The sequence below is a fragment of the Nitrosomonas marina genome, from assembly GCF_900110145.1.
In the GTDB taxonomy this organism is placed as follows: Bacteria; Pseudomonadota; Gammaproteobacteria; order Burkholderiales; family Nitrosomonadaceae; genus Nitrosomonas; species Nitrosomonas marina.
In genome coordinates, this window is sequence record NZ_FOCP01000007.1 from 65,066 (window position 1) to 80,395 (window position 15,330).

Genomic DNA, 15,330 nt, shown 5'->3' on the forward strand with positions numbered 1-15,330 from the left:
GGTTTTCAAATAGTTTGTCCGCTCTTTCGCTTTATCCAGCATAGCAGTTCAATATCCACCTTCTACCATAGGCGCCGGTAGAAAATTGTATATCTTACCCCCACTGATACTTTTTCTGCCACCAATATTCAGCAAGGAATACTCCGTAAAGTTGTCTTTTTCGAAATCAGTCAGCGTATCAATTAATGCCAGTCAGACTAATACAAAGCAACTGTAGTATTGTTTTCCAGGCTGCCACTGGGTTGTTCAGCACGTTGTGTTTTTCCAAACAGTCTGCGCACAGCGAACCGGGGACGCCGCTGCCAGTTTGATAAAGATCCATCCTTTACCTGTCCGTCCAGATCAGAAACCTGGCGTGTCTGATCAAGCAAAAACTGTCCGGAATCTGCACAACTACAAAACAGTTGCCGATAAAATGTTCGACGCTTCCATATAGAAACGTGAATACCATCAATACTCATCCATTCTGGCTTTGGCTCGTACAATACCAGCTGATGCTGCTCAGCCAATGTATGCAAACCCTGATACACTGTGGACGCTCGCTCAATTATCTGGTCACGGGAGAGTCTGCATGTTGGAAACAAAATATTTCGCAATAACATGAACCGGCGTTCAGACATCGCCCTGACAGAGGCCATCGGCAAATTCGTCATAACAATACGCGCACCACTTTGATGCAACTGATGAATACACCAAGATACCCAGGACAGAATCCGGTCTGGCGAATAACCGTACAGAATATCGTTTCCAACATCCGTCAAAAAGGCATACACAGGCATCGGCCTTGCTGAATCCAACTGTCGCCATAAACCACACTGAACAATCCCCGGTAATTCACGCACCAAGACCAGACTATTTTGTCCGTATGAGCGCCCATGTCCCGCTGCAACCAGCACCTCACTTGGTGACCCGCAATGCTGTTGCATCAATTGGATAATCATACGAAGCGAAAAAATCAGATTGCTTGCACCGAGTAAAACAATTCGATTTGCGGGTGTTTGCAACCGACTATGCATTCCTCATACCACGATAAAAATCATTTTTGACAAACAACTGAACATAATCCAGTGCCGAGACGACACTCATGACAATTGTCAAAATCAGCAGCCATTGTGGAATCATATGCAGGCCGACAAAGCTTAAAAAAACCAGAAATTGAAATACAGTCGCGATTTTACCGGGAACTCTGGGAATCACATTAAAAAAAGCCCGCCAGTTTTTTTCCCATGCGATAAACGTTGCACCACAAAATACAGCAATATCACGCGCACCAAATAATAAAAACTGCCACCAGGTCATGTTGGTTTCCAGAAACATGATTACAGCAACTGATAGAACAAAGCATTTATCGGCTATCGGATCCAGCAACGCACCGAGAGGTGTTTGCAGATTAAACCAGCGGCTCAAGGCACCGTCGAAATATTCAGTTGCCAGCGCCAAAGCAACGATAGCCAAGCGGTATTGTTCTGGCGCAAACGGAAAAACAAAGGCCAGCGCCAGACGTAACAAGGACAATGTATTTGGCAGATGTTTCAGCATTTTAGTTAATTTTTTCCAGATTGAACTACTCGAACCCTTCATAGTGTAATTGCGTTCTAAATTACACACGCCTTACAACAGACAATTGTAGAGATGCAGTACAGTGTGATTCTAGGCGTTATTTACCATTCGCAGCAGTAATAATATTATCAGAGGGGCAACAGTTGCGTTGAAAAATTACCGCATTATCGGCATGTTCGTCATTAAGCGTTTTCGCGCCATTACTGTATTTGGAATCAACAGGGTATTGGCTATATCAACTGAAGCTGATACGCTTTCAACTTTAAAAACATTAAGCCTGTTTTTGCATTTTCAACTGATTACTCAATAAAGGACAAGTCATATGAATCAGGAAACACCTCCGTTAGATCCGCATCCTCTCAGTGAATATGTTGCCTGGGCGGGCGGACGTAACCGCGAACCGATATTAGGGGTACTAAAGGAAAAATTACCCAAAGACCCGGAACGGGTGCTGGAAATGGCCAGCGGCAGTGGCATGCATATCAATTATTTCGCACCACATTTCGAACATTTACATTTTCACCCGTCCGACATGGATACCGAAGTGTTTGACAATATCAGGAACCTGGCCACTCAGCAAGGTAATAACAATATCGCCGACCCTGTGCATCTGGATTTGACCAGCCCCGACACCTGGTTCAATCCCGGCCCGGAAAAATCATTTGCTGTGATTTTCTGTATCAATATTTTCCAGGTTGCACCCATTTCAATTGCAGACAGTATGATGAAATGCGCATCACATCTGCTGAAGGACGATGGTTTTCTGCTGATATACGGTCCCTTCCAGATAGAAGGCAAATTCACAACGGACTCCAACAAGGAATTCCACGATACGTTGAGTTCCGCCGGTGTAGCTGAATGGGGACTCAAGGATATCGCTGATTTAAAGAAAGCGGCCGCAGATCATGGTATGGAGCTTAAAGAAATCATTGACATGCCAAGCAACAACTTTTCATTAATCTTCGGAAAAAAATAACTGATGACGTCATCCGGTTCAGCCATCGTTGCAGGCGTCGGACCCGAACAAGGCCTGGGCGCTGCACTTGCACGCTGTTTCGCCAAAAACGGTTTGCATGTCTTCATTTTCGGTCGCAGTGAAGATAGACTGCATCGTGTTGCATCAAATATTCAGCGATCAGGCGGCGCTGTAACCCCGATTACAGCCGATGTTACAATTGAAAACAGCGTGCAATCGCTGTTTGACCAGATACGCGCACGTTGCGACAGGATCCATGTTGCAGCTTATAACGTCGACAGCAATATTCCCGCGCCTTTTCTTGAAACCAGCACTGAAACATTTACGCGTTTATGGCAACAAAACTGTCTGGGCGCTTTTTTATTCGCCAAACAATTGATGGCGATCATGCAGACCCAGAAACAGGGAACGGTATTTTTTACCGGTGCAACCGCATCGCTCAGAGCCAAGCCCCCTTTCACGGCGTTTGCATCTGCCAAAGCAGGATTACGGGCGTTGGCGCAGGGACTTGCACGGGAATTCTCACCACAAGGCATACATATCGTGCACACGATTATTGACGGCGTGATCGACGGTGATCGGGCGCGACAGCAATTTCCTGAATTTGTGCAGGCCAAAGGCATCGACGGTTTGCTTAAACTCGACGCAATCGCCCAAACTTACTGGGCGATACATCAACAACCACGCAGCGCATGGACACACGAGCTTGATCTGAGACCGTACAAAGAAATTTTTTGAAACCGAGTGGATTGAAGAAACCATTACTGGACTTTAACAATGAATACAATAACAGACTGGAAACTGCATGGCAGTTATTTTGAGGCATGTAACTGTGAAACCGCATGCCCGTGTATCTGGTTGCAACCGCCTTCGGAAGGTAATTGCAAACTACTGGTGGCCTGGCACATAGATAGCGGTTATTTAAATGGAGAGTCGCTGGACGACCTGAATGTAGCACTCGCCTGTTTCTCTCCCGGACACATGAAAGATGGCAACTGGCAAGCAGCGCTTTATGTAGACGAGCGCGCCAGTGACGGACAGTTTAATGCGGTTACTGAAATTTACAGCGGCAGGCATGGCGGCCATCCCGCCGTTCTTATGAGCTTCGTCACCGAAATCTGGGGCATCCGAAAGGTAAAAATCGACTATTGTGCGCGTGGCAATCAGCGTGAGCTGTCAATACCCGGTATTGCGGAAATGGCAGTCGAATCCATCCAGGGCATCCAGGACGGCGAAGCGACAATCGAAAATCCACCTTTATGTGTAGTTGCCAGTCATCCTGCAGTTGTCGCACGCTCATCCAATTATGCGTATCATGATTTTAACAAATCCTGGAAATTCTCAAACCGTAACAGCTATTTTTCCCAGTTTACCTATCAACCCTGATTACTCGCACAATACTGCCGGTCCCATCATTGGCCGGCAGCAAATCCTTTGTGTGGTCGTTCAGCTCAAATCATGTCCAGAAATCAAGCAACAATCCTCTTAACCCTGTTGATTGCTATTATTGCCGCCTGGTTTTATTTATATTACCAGCATTGGTTGATGACATCGCTGCCGATGTCGGAAATGTGGATGCCTTCGGCTGACATTTACAACTGGCAGTGGACGGACTTCTGGCTGGTTTACACAATGTGGGCCGTGATGATGATCGCGATGATGCTGCCAACCGCGATCCCAATGGTGGTTGTGTACACAAAAATTTGCGAACAACGCTACCAAACAGCCTATCCTAATACCTTATTGTTTGTTTTTGCTTATCTTGTCGTCTGGCTCGTATTCAGTATAGCCCTGTCAGTAATGCAATGGCAGATGCATGGTCTGAATTTCTTAACCCCCATGATGGACTTGCAACATGAGCAGCTGGCAGCGACCCTTTTTTTATTGGCAGGCTTTTATCAATTCACGCCACAGAAAAACAAGTTTCTACAGTTATGCCGCACGCCGATGGGGTTTGTCTTGACCGAATGGCGTGAAGGTGGCATTGGCGCTTTCCAAATGGGTATAAAGCACGGCAGCGCATGTCTTGGCTGCTGTTGGGCGCAAATGCTGATTATGTTTGCAATCGGTGTAATGAGCCTGCTGGGTATGGCGCTCATCACACTGCTTGTTTTCGTTGAGAAAATCGCCCCGCCCCGGTACCGTTTTTTTTCCAAAGCAGTCGGTATTCTGTTTATAGTATGGGGTTTCTGTCTTTTTTTCTCATAACCTACGTCTATGAATGCTGATCCCTTGTCATCACAAACGGCCAACCATCGTTTCAACGATGACCTGTTGGGTATTGCCCAGTACCAGCAAAGAAAGGAGCTTCATTATGAGTTGAACGCAATCGCGTATGAGTTCCTGGCCATTCCCGCACAGCTTTCGCATCTTGTTCTCTTATCAGACAGGCAATTTATCGGCCAGGAACGCAAGCTGCTTGGCCAGTTGTGCGACCAGTACAATACCACACCACCCAATAGCAACACCAATGAATTCACTGTCGTAATGGGTGAAGTACAACTCAGATGGGAACGCCACACAGAATATTCAACATACACAGTTTATCAGGCGGGATCATTCGAAATCCCTTTTGAACAGCCTCCGATCAAACGACTGCCACGCAAATGGTTGGCCAGCCTGCCGGGAGAGGTCCTCGTTGCAACACATATAGCGCTCGACGACCGTGCACGTCCCAAGCGCAGCTTAAATGAGATGGCGCAACTGTTTTCTTCCAATACCGTCATCGGTTCCAGAGTGGCCGGCGGTAGCGCCAGTGTATGGAGCGATAATCAAATTCATCAAGATGGTTTCGGCCGCATACTGATACATGATGACAATTTACGCAGTCGCCAGGTCGGGCGCTTGGTCCAGCGACTGCTCGAAATAGAAACATATCGTATGCTGGCGATGCTGCCGCTGCCTTTGACCCGGGATATGATACCCAAGCTCGCACAAGCTGATCACCGTCTGGCTATGCTAAGAAACGCAGAACTCAACAACATTGATGATGAACAGCAACTGCTGGACGAATTAACCACGCTGGCAGCCGAGATTGAAGTGCTGTCGGCCCAGACCAGCCATCGGTTTAACGCTTCCCGCGCGTACTATGATATTGTCAAACTACGCATCAGGGAATTACGCGAGGAACGCATTGAAGGTTTGCAAATGCTGCAAGAGTTCATGATACAGCGGTTATCTTCAGCGATGGGAACCTGCGAACTGGTGCATTCGAAACTGGAAAATTTATCCTTGCATGTCGCACGCGCTTCAGAGCTGTTGAGAACGCGCGTTGATATTTCCATGGAAGCGCAAATTCGCGATCTGCTCAAATCGATGGACAATCGCGCGCATCTGCAACTGCGTTTGCAGGAAACTGTAGAAGGGCTGTCTGTAGTAGTTTTGAGTTATTACCTTCTCGGCCTGATTGGTTATGGACTCAAGGCCATCAAAGCAACCGGTTATATGATCAATGTCGAATTGATCACTGGCATTGCCATTCCGGTTGTCGTCATCGGTGTATTTCTTGCTGTCCGGCGCATCCGCAACCTGGTAAACAAGCAGCATTCAAAAAAATAACACCGCCCGCACGGCCCGCCATTAAACATTAGCATTCAGTAATACTGACAGCCAGACCGCCAAGTGATGTTTCCTTGAATTTGACTGACATTTCCAGCCCGGTCTGTTTCATCGCTGCAATACAGTTGTCCAGTGACATAAAATGCTGACCATCGCCACGAATCGCCAGCGATGCAGCAGTATATGCCTTGATCGCACCAAACCCGTTGCGTTCAATACAGGGTACCTGGACCAGGCTACCCACCGGATCACAGGTCATTCCCAGATGATGCTCGAGTGCAATTTCCGCCGCATTTTCAATCTGTTCAGTTGTACCACCTTTAATTGCGCAAAGTCCAGCAGCCGCCATCGCTGAAGCTGACCCCACTTCTCCCTGACACCCTACTTCAGCACCCGAAATAGAGCTGTTATGCTTGATCAGTCCGCCAACGGCTGCTGCAACCAGCAGAAAATCCCGCACCTGTTCATGTGTCGCTCCCTCATGCTTTACCGCGTGATAAAGAACGGCAGGTATAACACCGGCAGCGCCATTCGTCGGCGCTGTGACGACCATATGGCCAGCGGCATTTTCTTCATTCACAGCCATTGCATAGGCACACAACCAGTCATTTAGACTTGCCTGTTGTGGCTTTTCCTGCAATTGGCGGTACAACGCCTTGGCGCGCCTTTGCACCTTGAGTCCGCCAGGTAGAGTGCCATCAGCTGACAGCCCATTCTGTATGCAGGTGTGCATGGCTTCCCAGATAGCATCCAGCCCAGCATTCAATTCCTCTTCACCAAAACGCTCCAGTTCATTGCTGCGTTTCATCATGGCAACAGATAGTTTACTGTCAGTCGACATTTTCATCATCTGGTTCGCGTTTTCAAAAGGATAACCACAGGAATTTGTCACCTCCAGTTTGATCGGCGCCACCAGTTGGCTGATCTCGGCCAATGTTGCAATAAAACCGCCGCCAATTGAAAAATAGGTTTCCTGCAATACGGTTTTTCCAACTGCATTCATCAGCTGAAAAATCATTCCGTTCGGATGTTCCGGAAGCGGTTCACCACGGTCGAATACAATATCATCTACTGGAGAAAAGATGACATCCACGCCTTTGAAATCGATTACTGCTCGTGAGGAAAGATCATCAATCAATGTATTGACATCTTCTTTGGCCAGTTCCTGAGGTGTGTAATCATTTAGACCCAATATAACAGCACGGTCGGTTGCATGACCTTTGCCGGTAAATGCCAGCGAACCTTTTAGCGTACACCGCACATGAAAGGGCTGATCGCTGCTGTCATCGTCCATATACTTCGTGCAGCGAGTACGGAAATCCTTAGCGGCAACCATCGGCCCCATGGTATGGGAACTGGAAGGACCAACGCCAATTTTAAAAAGATCAAGAACACTGATGAACATAAAAGAACCCAAAAATTGAATAAATAAGCACTACAATATCCATATTCGATACCGTATTGATTGTCAGACAGATATACGTACTGTTCCGTTCGCAGGGAAAATTTTAATACTTTTTCATCAAAAACGCTTGTGTAAGTTACATCTGCACCGTTCCCCGAAAACTGCTGTAAAAAAGCACCAGGAAGTATTAATAAGCGCTGATTGTATGAACATTTTCTCTATTTGAAAAACCGCGCAACCACAACTCAAGTTTGCGCGTAGCTATTACATCGTCTCGATTATATGTCAGCAATTCAGTTTTTAGCTGTTGCCTAGTCCACTTGTCAGTGGTTTTCTGAAACCGGTTGAACTGTACAACAGACCACTGTGAACCGGATGACTCAAGCTCCCACTGAAAATTCACCAGTTTCGGATGTTTACAGATTTCTTTTAATCCATAACCCGCTACCGGCAGCACGAGATTGTCAAGCACCGCATTTTGTATATCATACAGCGGGCTTGCTTCACCATGCAGACCCAGCAGCCACTTTACAGTATCGTCGTCGATCATGCTGTATCGTTCAGCATATTTTCTGATAATGACTTTTTCATGGTTCGAATAATGCGCGATAACCAGCGAATTATGCTTTGCACGATACTGTTGGATTTTTTCCAGAAACACCTGCCAGCCTGTGTAATCCTGCGTCTCGTCATCTGTCCATACATAATCAAAATCGTCATGGCTATAAGGTGGCGCCAACAATCCCCATAAATAAACATGCCTGTCGCACGTCCGTGCCATTGGATTGTCTTCAATATCAAAATGGACCCAGGTGCCATCCGGCAAATTGATAGCGTTTAATTGAACGATATTATCATGCAAAACCGATTGTGCCTGCCGGACAATACGCTGTTTCTTTTTCAGACTGCTCAGATGTGGAACATCAGGAATGTTTTCAGGGTCCTGAGCAGCGAGCTGCGCAATTGTCCTGATTCCTGTCTGCGCAAGAAGTTCGGCTGTACGCCCGTGCATGCCGTGGAGCATAGAAGTGTCCTGGCTGGCTTCAAATTCTGTACGGCACCGCGACAAATAAGGGCAAATACGGCAACGACTGTGACTATATCGTGCAGGCGGCTGTTCCGACAAGGTACGCAACTGATGCATGTCCCCGATAAATTCATCAACAAGCACATCAACCTCGCAGCCAATACCCGCAGTACGCCCATTTCCAAGAAAAACGACAACGGGCAACTGATTCCCCAGTAATCGCCGGTACACACCCAGTTGAATCTGAAGCGCTTTTTTATTTTCACGCTGCGTCAGTTTAGCATCGGCAGCCTGATAAAAGCCGTTTTCTTGACGAATCAGAAAATCAGGAAAACCTATCAGACCTATCTCATAATCCTTTAACCGCGCCTGATAAATAACCGGCACACCCTGTTCCATCAATGCAAGTGTATCGTCAAACGATGTCGCCTGTTGAACAACATGCTCGCTTTGGAGCCGTTGCAAGACACGGCGCTCATGCTGCAAACCTGCATCACTCAATAACTGAATGAATGGATCGACCTCACATCTGATCGGCTGGTGAAATTCCAGCCACATGCGTCGCCTGCAGAAAACCCATGTAACGGCATCACTGGCTTTGATCGTTGGCGAACTGGTAATGTGCATGTAAAAATTTCTCGATTTACCATCCCGATCTTACAGATTGACTATTTTTACAGATCAGGTAATGATAACTGCAATAGATTCCAGGATACGCAAGCATGAACGCAGCTGATTAAAAGAGAAGAGGATAAAAAATACTATGGGAATTGTATCAGGATTTGCCGCAACAATGGTTATGGCCCTCCAGATTTCACCTGTGCTTGCCGCTCCGCTGAATAAATATACGGATGATGATTCACCAACGCCATTTATCCAGCAGCAGCCTGCTCCCGACGATATCAGGCGGCGCCTTAACGATAAAATGCAGCGCTCAATTCAAATTTTGAATAATATGAAGGCAGAGGAAAAATCTCAATGGATTCGGGAATATGAAAGAAGGCTGGAACAGGCAGTCGAGGCCGGCGATTATTTAAAGGCAGCCTACTACAGGGGCATTCTGGAACAAATTGAGCGCTAACGCATGAAATCCTTGAATATATTCTGTTTCTTGGCAATATTCTGCTCAACCATCTACGCTCAGGATTTTGACACCGAAAGCAGTGAACAAAACGGTGCAACCGAACTTAACGCACTCTCTTTTGACAAGGTATTCGACAAAATCGTACGCGAGGAGTCGGCGCCAGCGGTAGACTCCGCTGATTCAATTAGTTCCATTCGGCACATACGTGTAGCAAATGAATTTTATTATGTCATTATTTTGTCCGTTATGTGCCTGCTATCTCTCAGTATTGTGCTGTATTTCTTGATTAAGCTTAAAGATGACGCCCAGCCTCAGGATATTGTCAGCGGCGCGGGTCTGATCCTGATTGTTTTCGGTACAATTATTCTGGTTCTTATCGTAGACACCTCTGAACAATTGACGGCGGCTATCGGCATACTTGGCGCTATCGCAGGCTATCTGTTCCGGACCGCACAGGAAAACGGCCGTGAATCCAAACCCAAACCGGCTACGGATAAATAAGCCCAATCTGCTAACTTCAGTGTCAATTTGGATCGCGTGCTCAAATCGCGCAAAGCACTTTGTTTAGTAACCGTGTACTGGTATACTCTCGCTTCTTGGGCACACAACCCGACCAAGATCAAAGGCGGGCCTCCCCGCATTGCAAGGTAGTGAACCTGGTCAGGTCCGGAAGGAAGCAGCCACAGCTAATTTTTGCAAGTGCCGGGGGTCTGGCTCGCCACCCTGCCCTGTTGTTTGAATTTTTATCTCGCGTACGCAGTCACATTCTTATTTAAACCCTGATTGACGAATTGATGCATAGCAATTACGTGACCTGATATAATATGCGACAGGCACACCATTTATCAATTATTCGACGTGTCACAATCACAAGTCCTTGCACGCAAGTGGCGACCAAAAAGCTTTTCTGAACTGACCGGGCAGGATCATGTCGTCAGGGCATTGACGAACGCGCTGGCACATAACCGTTTACATCATGCATATCTGTTCACAGGAACGCGCGGTGTGGGTAAAACAACGGTAGCACGCATTCTTGCTAAAGCGCTGAATTGTGAAACCGGAATAACAGCAGCACCATGTGGCAACTGTAGCGCCTGTACTCAAATTGATCATGGACATTTTATAGATTTGATCGAATTAGATGCTGCATCAAATACACAGGTCGACCATATGCGCGACTTGCTGGAAAATGCTCTATATGCACCGACTGGAGCGCGATTCAAGATTTATATAATCGACGAAGTGCATATGCTGTCCAAGTCGGCTTTTAACGCAATGCTGAAAACACTCGAAGAGCCACCTGCACACGTCAAATTTATTCTGGCTACGACAGACCCGCAGAAAATCCCCGTAACCGTTCTTTCCCGATGTCTGCAGTTCAATTTAAAGCAAATTCCAGTAGCGTTAATTACGGAGCATCTCAAACTGATTCTGACCCATGAGGGTATACCGGTGGATGGGGCAGCATTGACACTTATTGCGCAGGCAGCCCAGGGCAGTATGCGTGATGCTTTGAGTATTTTGGATCAGGCGATTGCTTTTGGTGAAGGAAATGTAACGGAGCAGTCTGTCCGAAACATGCTTGGCGCCGTTGACCAGCATTATCTACACGACCTTCTGGACGCGCTGAAACAAAAAAACGGATCACAAATGTTAGCCATTGCAGATGAGATTGCATCGCATGGCTTATCGTTTGATACTGTACTGCATGATGTCTCAGCACTGTTACATCAAGTAGCGCTGGCGCAAGCAGTGCCCCAGTCAGTTCATGAAGACATGCCGGCATACCAGCGCATAAAGGAGTTCGCGGAAACATTTACAGCCGAGGATATTCAGCTGTTTTACCAGATAGCACTGCATGGACGCCGTGATTTAAGCCTTGCTCCCGACGAATTTTCTGGCTTTACCATGACGCTAGTCCGCATGCTCGCATTTATGCCTGATAACCCGCCACTCAATCCGGCAATACAACAGGTAACCTCAACACATGAACAGCCAGGTACAATAAATACTTTTAATGGATCGGCTCAGACCAGTCATACAATGATTGCTTCCGGTTCTTCAGCAAGCGTCGAGAAGCTACCGGCAGCGCAGAAAATGTCTGCAACCGCACCGGTATCAAATTGGCATGACCTGGTTAAACAACTGAATTTGATCGGCATGGCCAAAATGCTGGCGCAGCATAGTGAAGCAAAATTATTATCAACAGATACCATTGAATTGTTGGTTCCCGATGCCCATAAACATTTACTCGACAAAAAATACCAGAATGCCATTCAGACCGCACTGAACGATCACTTCGGAAAACCGGTCGCGCTAAGCTTCAAAGTTGGCAGCATTACGGGGATGACACCGGTTGCATTACAGCAACTAGAAAACCAGCAAAAACAGACAGAGGCAATTGCCGCCATTGAAAAAGATCCGGTCGTGCAGGATCTGGTAGACAGTTTTGACGCAAAAATCATAGAATCCTCCATCAAACCTATTCGAAATTAAAGGAGATTTACCATGAAAGCTAATCTGGCAAACATGATGAAACAGGCACAGCAGGTTCAAGAAAGCATGAAACAGATGCAGGAAAAACTGGCCACACTGGAAGTTGAGGGCCAGTCAGGTGCTGGAATGGTTAAGGTTGTCATGACCTGTCGCCATGATGTCAAAAGCGTACAGATTGATGACAGCCTGGTTGGAGATGGCGACGACAAGGAAATGCTCGAAGATCTGATAGCTGCGGCATTCAACGATGCTGTTCGACGCGTTGAAACCACGACTCAGGAAAAAATGGCCGAACTAACCGGTGGTTTGGGTTTACCGCCCGGTATGAAGCTTCCGTTCTGATTACTACCGATCAAACAGATTTATGCGCACACATAAACCGACCAGATCAGGTAAATCCAAATCTCCACTTCGGGCATCTGATAAAGACAAATATGGTGTTCCGGCCTCTGCAGTCACCCACAAATTGCAGAAATTGCTGGCCCAGAAAGGGCTGGGGTCCAGACGCGAAATGGAGGCGCTGATTGCCACTGGCCAGGTTAGCATCAACGGCAGAAAGGCTGTTCTGGGAGACCGTGTTGGCGCACAAGACCGAGTCCAGATCGGTAAGCGCATCATCCGTTTTGACTTTGCCGATCGACTACCGCGGATTTTACTGTACCATAAACCTGAAGGTGAAATTGTCAGTCGACTTGACCCTGAAAACCGTCCGACTGTATTCGACAAACTGCCTCATCTTAGATCTTCCAAATGGATCGCAATCGGCCGCCTGGATTTTAATACCAGTGGCCTGTTAATTTTCACTACCGATGGGTCGCTCGCTAACCGGTTCATGCATCCGCGATTTGAAGTAGAACGTGAATATGCCGTTCGTATAATCGGGAAATTATCGGACGAACACATCACCCAGCTGACTACCGGCATCCAGCTCGAAGACGGTACCGTATCTTTCGATCAGCTGATCGAACAGGGCGGCGAAAACGTCAACCATTGGTATAGAGTTATCCTGAAAGAAGGCAAAAACAGAGAAATCAGGCGCATGTTTGAAGCACTTGGGATAACTGTTAGCCGTCTGATACGCGTGCGGTTTGGTCCGATTAATCTGCCAGCACGTATCAAGCGCGGGAAATGGCTGGAACTTGAAGAAAAAGAAACCCGGAAACTGTTAACGTTGCTAGCCTGAATGAATTTGTCAGCCTGCAAGCTGTTCGCGGCTTATCAAAAAGACAAAACTGTCACCGGAACTGGTTTCCAACCATGTGAACGGCAATTCTGGATACATGTTCAGCAATGCATCCCTGTTGTGGCCAATTTCCACAATCAACATTCCTCGATCAGTCAGATAGTTGGTCGCGACCGATAGAATACAACGAGTCGCATCCAATCCATCTTTCCCACTGGCCAGCGCACCGGATGGCTCATGGCGATACTCATCAGGCAGAGTTGCCATCGACACTACATTGACATAGGGCGGATTACTGACAATCAGATCGTATCGCTTCCCGGACAAACCATCGAACATATCAGAGTGTATCAAATGGACTCGATGTGACAATTGATAATCGTCAACATTTTTTCTCGCAACTGCCAACGCATCTTGAGAAATATCTACTGCGTCGATTTCAGCCTCTTCAAACACCTGCGCCATCAGAATGGCAAGACAGCCAGAACCCGTACACAAATCCAATGCATGCTGAATATGTTCGGGTTCTGCGATCCAGGGTTCCAGGTGACTATGTAACAGTTCCGCAATAAATGAACGTGGAATTATTACTCGCTCATCTACGTAAAAAGAGTAGTCACCCAGCCAGGCCTCACGTGTCAGATAGGCCGCTGGCTTTCTTTCTTGAATGCGCCTTTGAAGTACTTTTTCAACTTCATTCTGTTCATCACGAGTGAGTCTAGCATCAAGAAACGGCTCGAGTTGATCCGAAGAAAGATGCAGCGTATGCAAAATAAGATATGCCGCTTCATCGTAGGCATTCGTGCTGCCATGACCGAAAAAAAGTCCGGCCTTGTTAAATTTACTGACTGCATAACGTAACCAGTCGCGGACGGTGATTAACTGATCTGTTGCCTGTATATTCATATACCAATAACTGTCATTAAACCGAAACAGAACTAGACTGCCGAAATGTATCATAAAACTTACTTAGGGATTTGAATCTTTACGAGATTGCATTAAACTGTCACAAGTGGTACAGATAATGAGAGATATTCAATTCATGCGTTCGGCGCTCGAGCAAGCCAATAAAGCGCAAAAATTGGGCGAGGTGCCAGTTGGCGCCATAATCGTACACAACGAAAAGATTATCGGGCGCGGTTTTAATTGTCCTATCACAACACGAGATCCCACGGCACATGCTGAGGTCATGGCATTACGTGACTGCGGTTACAAAATGAATAATTACCGCCTTCTCAACTGTACACTGTATGTCACGCTGGAGCCTTGTACGATGTGTATCGGTGCACTTTTTCACGCACGAATAGAACGTTTGGTCTACGCCGCGACCGATCCTAAAACCGGTGTATGCGGCAGCGTCCTCAACTTGCCCGCAGAAGCGAGACTGAATCATCATATGCAGGTTGAAGGCGGTATCTTAGCCGAGGAAGCCAGTATGTTGCTTAAACATTTCTTTGCTCAACGCCGCAAAAAAACAGTCAACGATATAACCTGCTCCAACGCAACCCCGCAATGATGAAAATAAATATCTCCATCCGCAAGCAACAACTCGAATTATTCAGTGACGACGGTCAACTCGTCCACCATTATCAGATTTCTTCCGCAAAAAACGGCACTGGCCAACAATACGGAAGTTTCTGCACACCCCTGGGCAGACATATTATTCGCGCCAAAATTGGTTCCGGGCAACCAGTCAATACAGTGTTCGTTCGCCGCCGACCAACCGGAGAAATATATTCACCCGAGTTAGGAGAACAGTACCCGGCCCGGGACTGGATTCTGACAAGAATTTTATGGCTGTCGGGCTGCGAACCGGGTTTCAATAGACTCGGAACAGTCGACACCATGCAGCGATATATTTACATCCATGGCAGCCCCGATAGCGTAGAAATGGGAAAACCGGGTTCTATAGGATGTATTCGTATCTCAAATCACGATCTACTGGATTTGTTTGACAGAGTATCTGTCGGCACACAGGTCGACATTATTGCTTGATTTCCTGAATACAGATTTTCATTGACAATGGGGCCCAGATTGCTAT

General features: G+C 46.9%; 17 protein-coding genes and 1 other RNA gene. 13 read left to right on the forward strand and 5 right to left on the reverse strand.

Annotation, left to right across the window (positions count from 1 at the left end; genetic code table 11):
* Nucleotides 1-197 precede the first annotated feature (197 nt).
* Both BMX44_RS06565 and BMX44_RS06570 read right to left on the reverse strand, forming a co-directional pair.
* The gene (locus BMX44_RS06565) at nucleotides 198-1,016 is read right to left on the reverse strand and encodes a hypothetical protein (RefSeq protein WP_090629956.1); all 819 of its coding nucleotides are present in this window, start codon (nucleotides 1,014-1,016) and stop codon (nucleotides 198-200) included.
* A complete protein-coding gene (locus BMX44_RS06570) occupies nucleotides 1,009-1,539 on the reverse strand; it encodes a CDP-alcohol phosphatidyltransferase family protein (protein WP_177167697.1) in 531 nt (176 codons plus the stop codon). The genes BMX44_RS06565 and BMX44_RS06570 overlap by 8 nt, the downstream gene beginning before the upstream one ends.
* A 343-nt stretch (nucleotides 1,540-1,882) precedes the next feature.
* Between BMX44_RS06570 and BMX44_RS06575 the strand changes: the two genes are divergently transcribed.
* The 5 genes from BMX44_RS06575 (at nucleotide 1,883) to BMX44_RS06595 (ending at nucleotide 6,094) form a co-directional block, all read left to right on the forward strand.
* Nucleotides 1,883-2,536 carry a DUF938 domain-containing protein gene (locus BMX44_RS06575; RefSeq protein ID WP_090629965.1) on the forward strand — a complete coding sequence of 218 codons (654 nt, stop codon included), beginning with the start codon at nucleotides 1,883-1,885 and terminating at the stop codon, nucleotides 2,534-2,536.
* Nucleotides 2,537-2,539: 3 nt separating this feature from the next.
* Nucleotides 2,540-3,274, forward strand: a complete 735-nt coding sequence (locus tag BMX44_RS06580) for an SDR family NAD(P)-dependent oxidoreductase (RefSeq protein ID WP_090629968.1) — start codon at nucleotides 2,540-2,542, stop codon at nucleotides 3,272-3,274.
* 39 nt (nucleotides 3,275-3,313) lie between these two features.
* A complete protein-coding gene (locus tag BMX44_RS06585; RefSeq protein ID WP_090629972.1) occupies nucleotides 3,314-3,922 on the forward strand; it encodes a DUF1326 domain-containing protein in 609 nt (202 codons plus the stop codon).
* A 72-nt stretch (nucleotides 3,923-3,994) separates the two neighbouring features.
* Nucleotides 3,995-4,744: a DUF2182 domain-containing protein gene (locus BMX44_RS06590; protein WP_090629976.1), complete on the forward strand. Its 750-nt coding sequence runs from the start codon at nucleotides 3,995-3,997 to the stop codon at nucleotides 4,742-4,744.
* A gap of 9 nt (nucleotides 4,745-4,753) precedes the next feature.
* On the forward strand, nucleotides 4,754-6,094 hold the full coding sequence (locus BMX44_RS06595; RefSeq protein ID WP_090629980.1) for a DUF3422 family protein: 1,341 nt from the start codon (nucleotides 4,754-4,756) through the stop codon (nucleotides 6,092-6,094).
* A gap of 28 nt (nucleotides 6,095-6,122) precedes the next feature.
* Here BMX44_RS06595 and BMX44_RS06600 read toward each other — a convergent pair whose 3' ends face one another.
* Both BMX44_RS06600 and BMX44_RS06605 read right to left on the reverse strand, forming a co-directional pair.
* Nucleotides 6,123-7,499 (reverse strand): L-serine ammonia-lyase, encoded by a 1,377-nt coding sequence (locus tag BMX44_RS06600; protein ID WP_090629985.1) that lies wholly within the window; start codon nucleotides 7,497-7,499, stop codon nucleotides 6,123-6,125.
* A gap of 187 nt (nucleotides 7,500-7,686) precedes the next feature.
* Nucleotides 7,687-9,153 carry a TM0106 family RecB-like putative nuclease gene (locus tag BMX44_RS06605; RefSeq protein ID WP_090629987.1) on the reverse strand — a complete coding sequence of 489 codons (1,467 nt, stop codon included), beginning with the start codon at nucleotides 9,151-9,153 and terminating at the stop codon, nucleotides 7,687-7,689.
* Nucleotides 9,154-9,289: 136 nt separating this feature from the next.
* Here BMX44_RS06605 and BMX44_RS06610 point away from each other — a divergent pair, with 136 nt between their 5' ends.
* The 6 genes from BMX44_RS06610 to rluB all read left to right on the forward strand — a co-directional run bounded on the left by BMX44_RS06610 (nucleotide 9,290) and on the right by rluB (nucleotide 13,289).
* On the forward strand, nucleotides 9,290-9,607 hold the full coding sequence (locus tag BMX44_RS06610) for a UvrB/UvrC motif-containing protein (RefSeq protein ID WP_090629995.1): 318 nt from the start codon (nucleotides 9,290-9,292) through the stop codon (nucleotides 9,605-9,607).
* Between the two features lie 3 nt (nucleotides 9,608-9,610).
* Nucleotides 9,611-10,111 (forward strand): hypothetical protein, encoded by a 501-nt coding sequence (locus BMX44_RS06615; protein ID WP_090629999.1) that lies wholly within the window; start codon nucleotides 9,611-9,613, stop codon nucleotides 10,109-10,111.
* 123 nt (nucleotides 10,112-10,234) lie between these two features.
* An RNA gene (gene ffs / locus BMX44_RS06620) (signal recognition particle sRNA small type) lies at nucleotides 10,235-10,333 on the forward strand.
* Nucleotides 10,334-10,468: 135 nt separating this feature from the next.
* On the forward strand, nucleotides 10,469-12,106 hold the full coding sequence (gene dnaX, locus BMX44_RS06625) for a DNA polymerase III subunit gamma/tau (protein WP_090630003.1): 1,638 nt from the start codon (nucleotides 10,469-10,471) through the stop codon (nucleotides 12,104-12,106).
* 12 nt (nucleotides 12,107-12,118) lie between these two features.
* Nucleotides 12,119-12,448: a YbaB/EbfC family nucleoid-associated protein gene (locus tag BMX44_RS06630; protein WP_090630009.1), complete on the forward strand. Its 330-nt coding sequence runs from the start codon at nucleotides 12,119-12,121 to the stop codon at nucleotides 12,446-12,448.
* A gap of 22 nt (nucleotides 12,449-12,470) precedes the next feature.
* A complete protein-coding gene (rluB, locus tag BMX44_RS06635) occupies nucleotides 12,471-13,289 on the forward strand; it encodes a 23S rRNA pseudouridine(2605) synthase RluB (RefSeq protein ID WP_090630016.1) in 819 nt (272 codons plus the stop codon).
* 9 nt (nucleotides 13,290-13,298) lie between these two features.
* Here the strand turns inward: rluB and prmB are convergent, their stop codons facing one another.
* Entirely contained in the window at nucleotides 13,299-14,195 is an 897-nt protein-coding gene (gene prmB, locus BMX44_RS06640; protein ID WP_090630371.1) for a 50S ribosomal protein L3 N(5)-glutamine methyltransferase, read from the reverse strand.
* Nucleotides 14,196-14,313: 118 nt separating this feature from the next.
* On the opposite strand from prmB, the gene tadA reads away from it, so the two are divergent.
* Nucleotides 14,314-14,805, forward strand: coding sequence for a tRNA adenosine(34) deaminase TadA (tadA, locus tag BMX44_RS06645; RefSeq protein ID WP_090630021.1), 492 nt, complete (start codon nucleotides 14,314-14,316; stop codon nucleotides 14,803-14,805).
* Entirely contained in the window at nucleotides 14,805-15,284 is a 480-nt protein-coding gene (locus BMX44_RS06650) for a L,D-transpeptidase (protein WP_090630374.1), read from the forward strand. The genes tadA and BMX44_RS06650 overlap by 1 nt, the downstream gene beginning before the upstream one ends.
* The last annotated feature ends 46 nt before the right edge of the window (nucleotides 15,285-15,330 follow it).

What these genes read in the sequence shown, in the direction of transcription:
- BMX44_RS06630 (WP_090630009.1), top strand. Translation starts at nt 12,119, where the DNA reads ATGAAAGCTAATCTGGCAAACATGATGAAACAGGCACAGCAGGTTCAA.
- BMX44_RS06605 (WP_090629987.1), bottom strand. Translation starts at nt 9,153, where the DNA reads ATGCACATTACCAGTTCGCCAACGATCAAAGCCAGTGATGCCGTTACA.
- BMX44_RS06575 (WP_090629965.1), top strand. Translation starts at nt 1,883, where the DNA reads ATGAATCAGGAAACACCTCCGTTAGATCCGCATCCTCTCAGTGAATAT.
- BMX44_RS06615 (WP_090629999.1), top strand. Translation starts at nt 9,611, where the DNA reads ATGAAATCCTTGAATATATTCTGTTTCTTGGCAATATTCTGCTCAACC.
- tadA (WP_090630021.1), top strand. Translation starts at nt 14,314, where the DNA reads ATGAGAGATATTCAATTCATGCGTTCGGCGCTCGAGCAAGCCAATAAA.
- BMX44_RS06600 (WP_090629985.1), bottom strand. Translation starts at nt 7,499, where the DNA reads ATGTTCATCAGTGTTCTTGATCTTTTTAAAATTGGCGTTGGTCCTTCC.
- BMX44_RS06585 (WP_090629972.1), top strand. Translation starts at nt 3,314, where the DNA reads ATGAATACAATAACAGACTGGAAACTGCATGGCAGTTATTTTGAGGCA.
- BMX44_RS06595 (WP_090629980.1), top strand. Translation starts at nt 4,754, where the DNA reads ATGAATGCTGATCCCTTGTCATCACAAACGGCCAACCATCGTTTCAAC.
- prmB (WP_090630371.1), bottom strand. Translation starts at nt 14,195, where the DNA reads ATGAATATACAGGCAACAGATCAGTTAATCACCGTCCGCGACTGGTTA.
- BMX44_RS06570 (WP_177167697.1), bottom strand. Translation starts at nt 1,539, where the DNA reads ATGCTGAAACATCTGCCAAATACATTGTCCTTGTTACGTCTGGCGCTG.
- BMX44_RS06650 (WP_090630374.1), top strand. Translation starts at nt 14,805, where the DNA reads ATGAAAATAAATATCTCCATCCGCAAGCAACAACTCGAATTATTCAGT.
- BMX44_RS06565 (WP_090629956.1), bottom strand. Translation starts at nt 1,016, where the DNA reads ATGCATAGTCGGTTGCAAACACCCGCAAATCGAATTGTTTTACTCGGT.
- BMX44_RS06580 (WP_090629968.1), top strand. Translation starts at nt 2,540, where the DNA reads ATGACGTCATCCGGTTCAGCCATCGTTGCAGGCGTCGGACCCGAACAA.
- rluB (WP_090630016.1), top strand. Translation starts at nt 12,471, where the DNA reads ATGCGCACACATAAACCGACCAGATCAGGTAAATCCAAATCTCCACTT.
- BMX44_RS06610 (WP_090629995.1), top strand. Translation starts at nt 9,290, where the DNA reads ATGGGAATTGTATCAGGATTTGCCGCAACAATGGTTATGGCCCTCCAG.
- BMX44_RS06590 (WP_090629976.1), top strand. Translation starts at nt 3,995, where the DNA reads ATGTCCAGAAATCAAGCAACAATCCTCTTAACCCTGTTGATTGCTATT.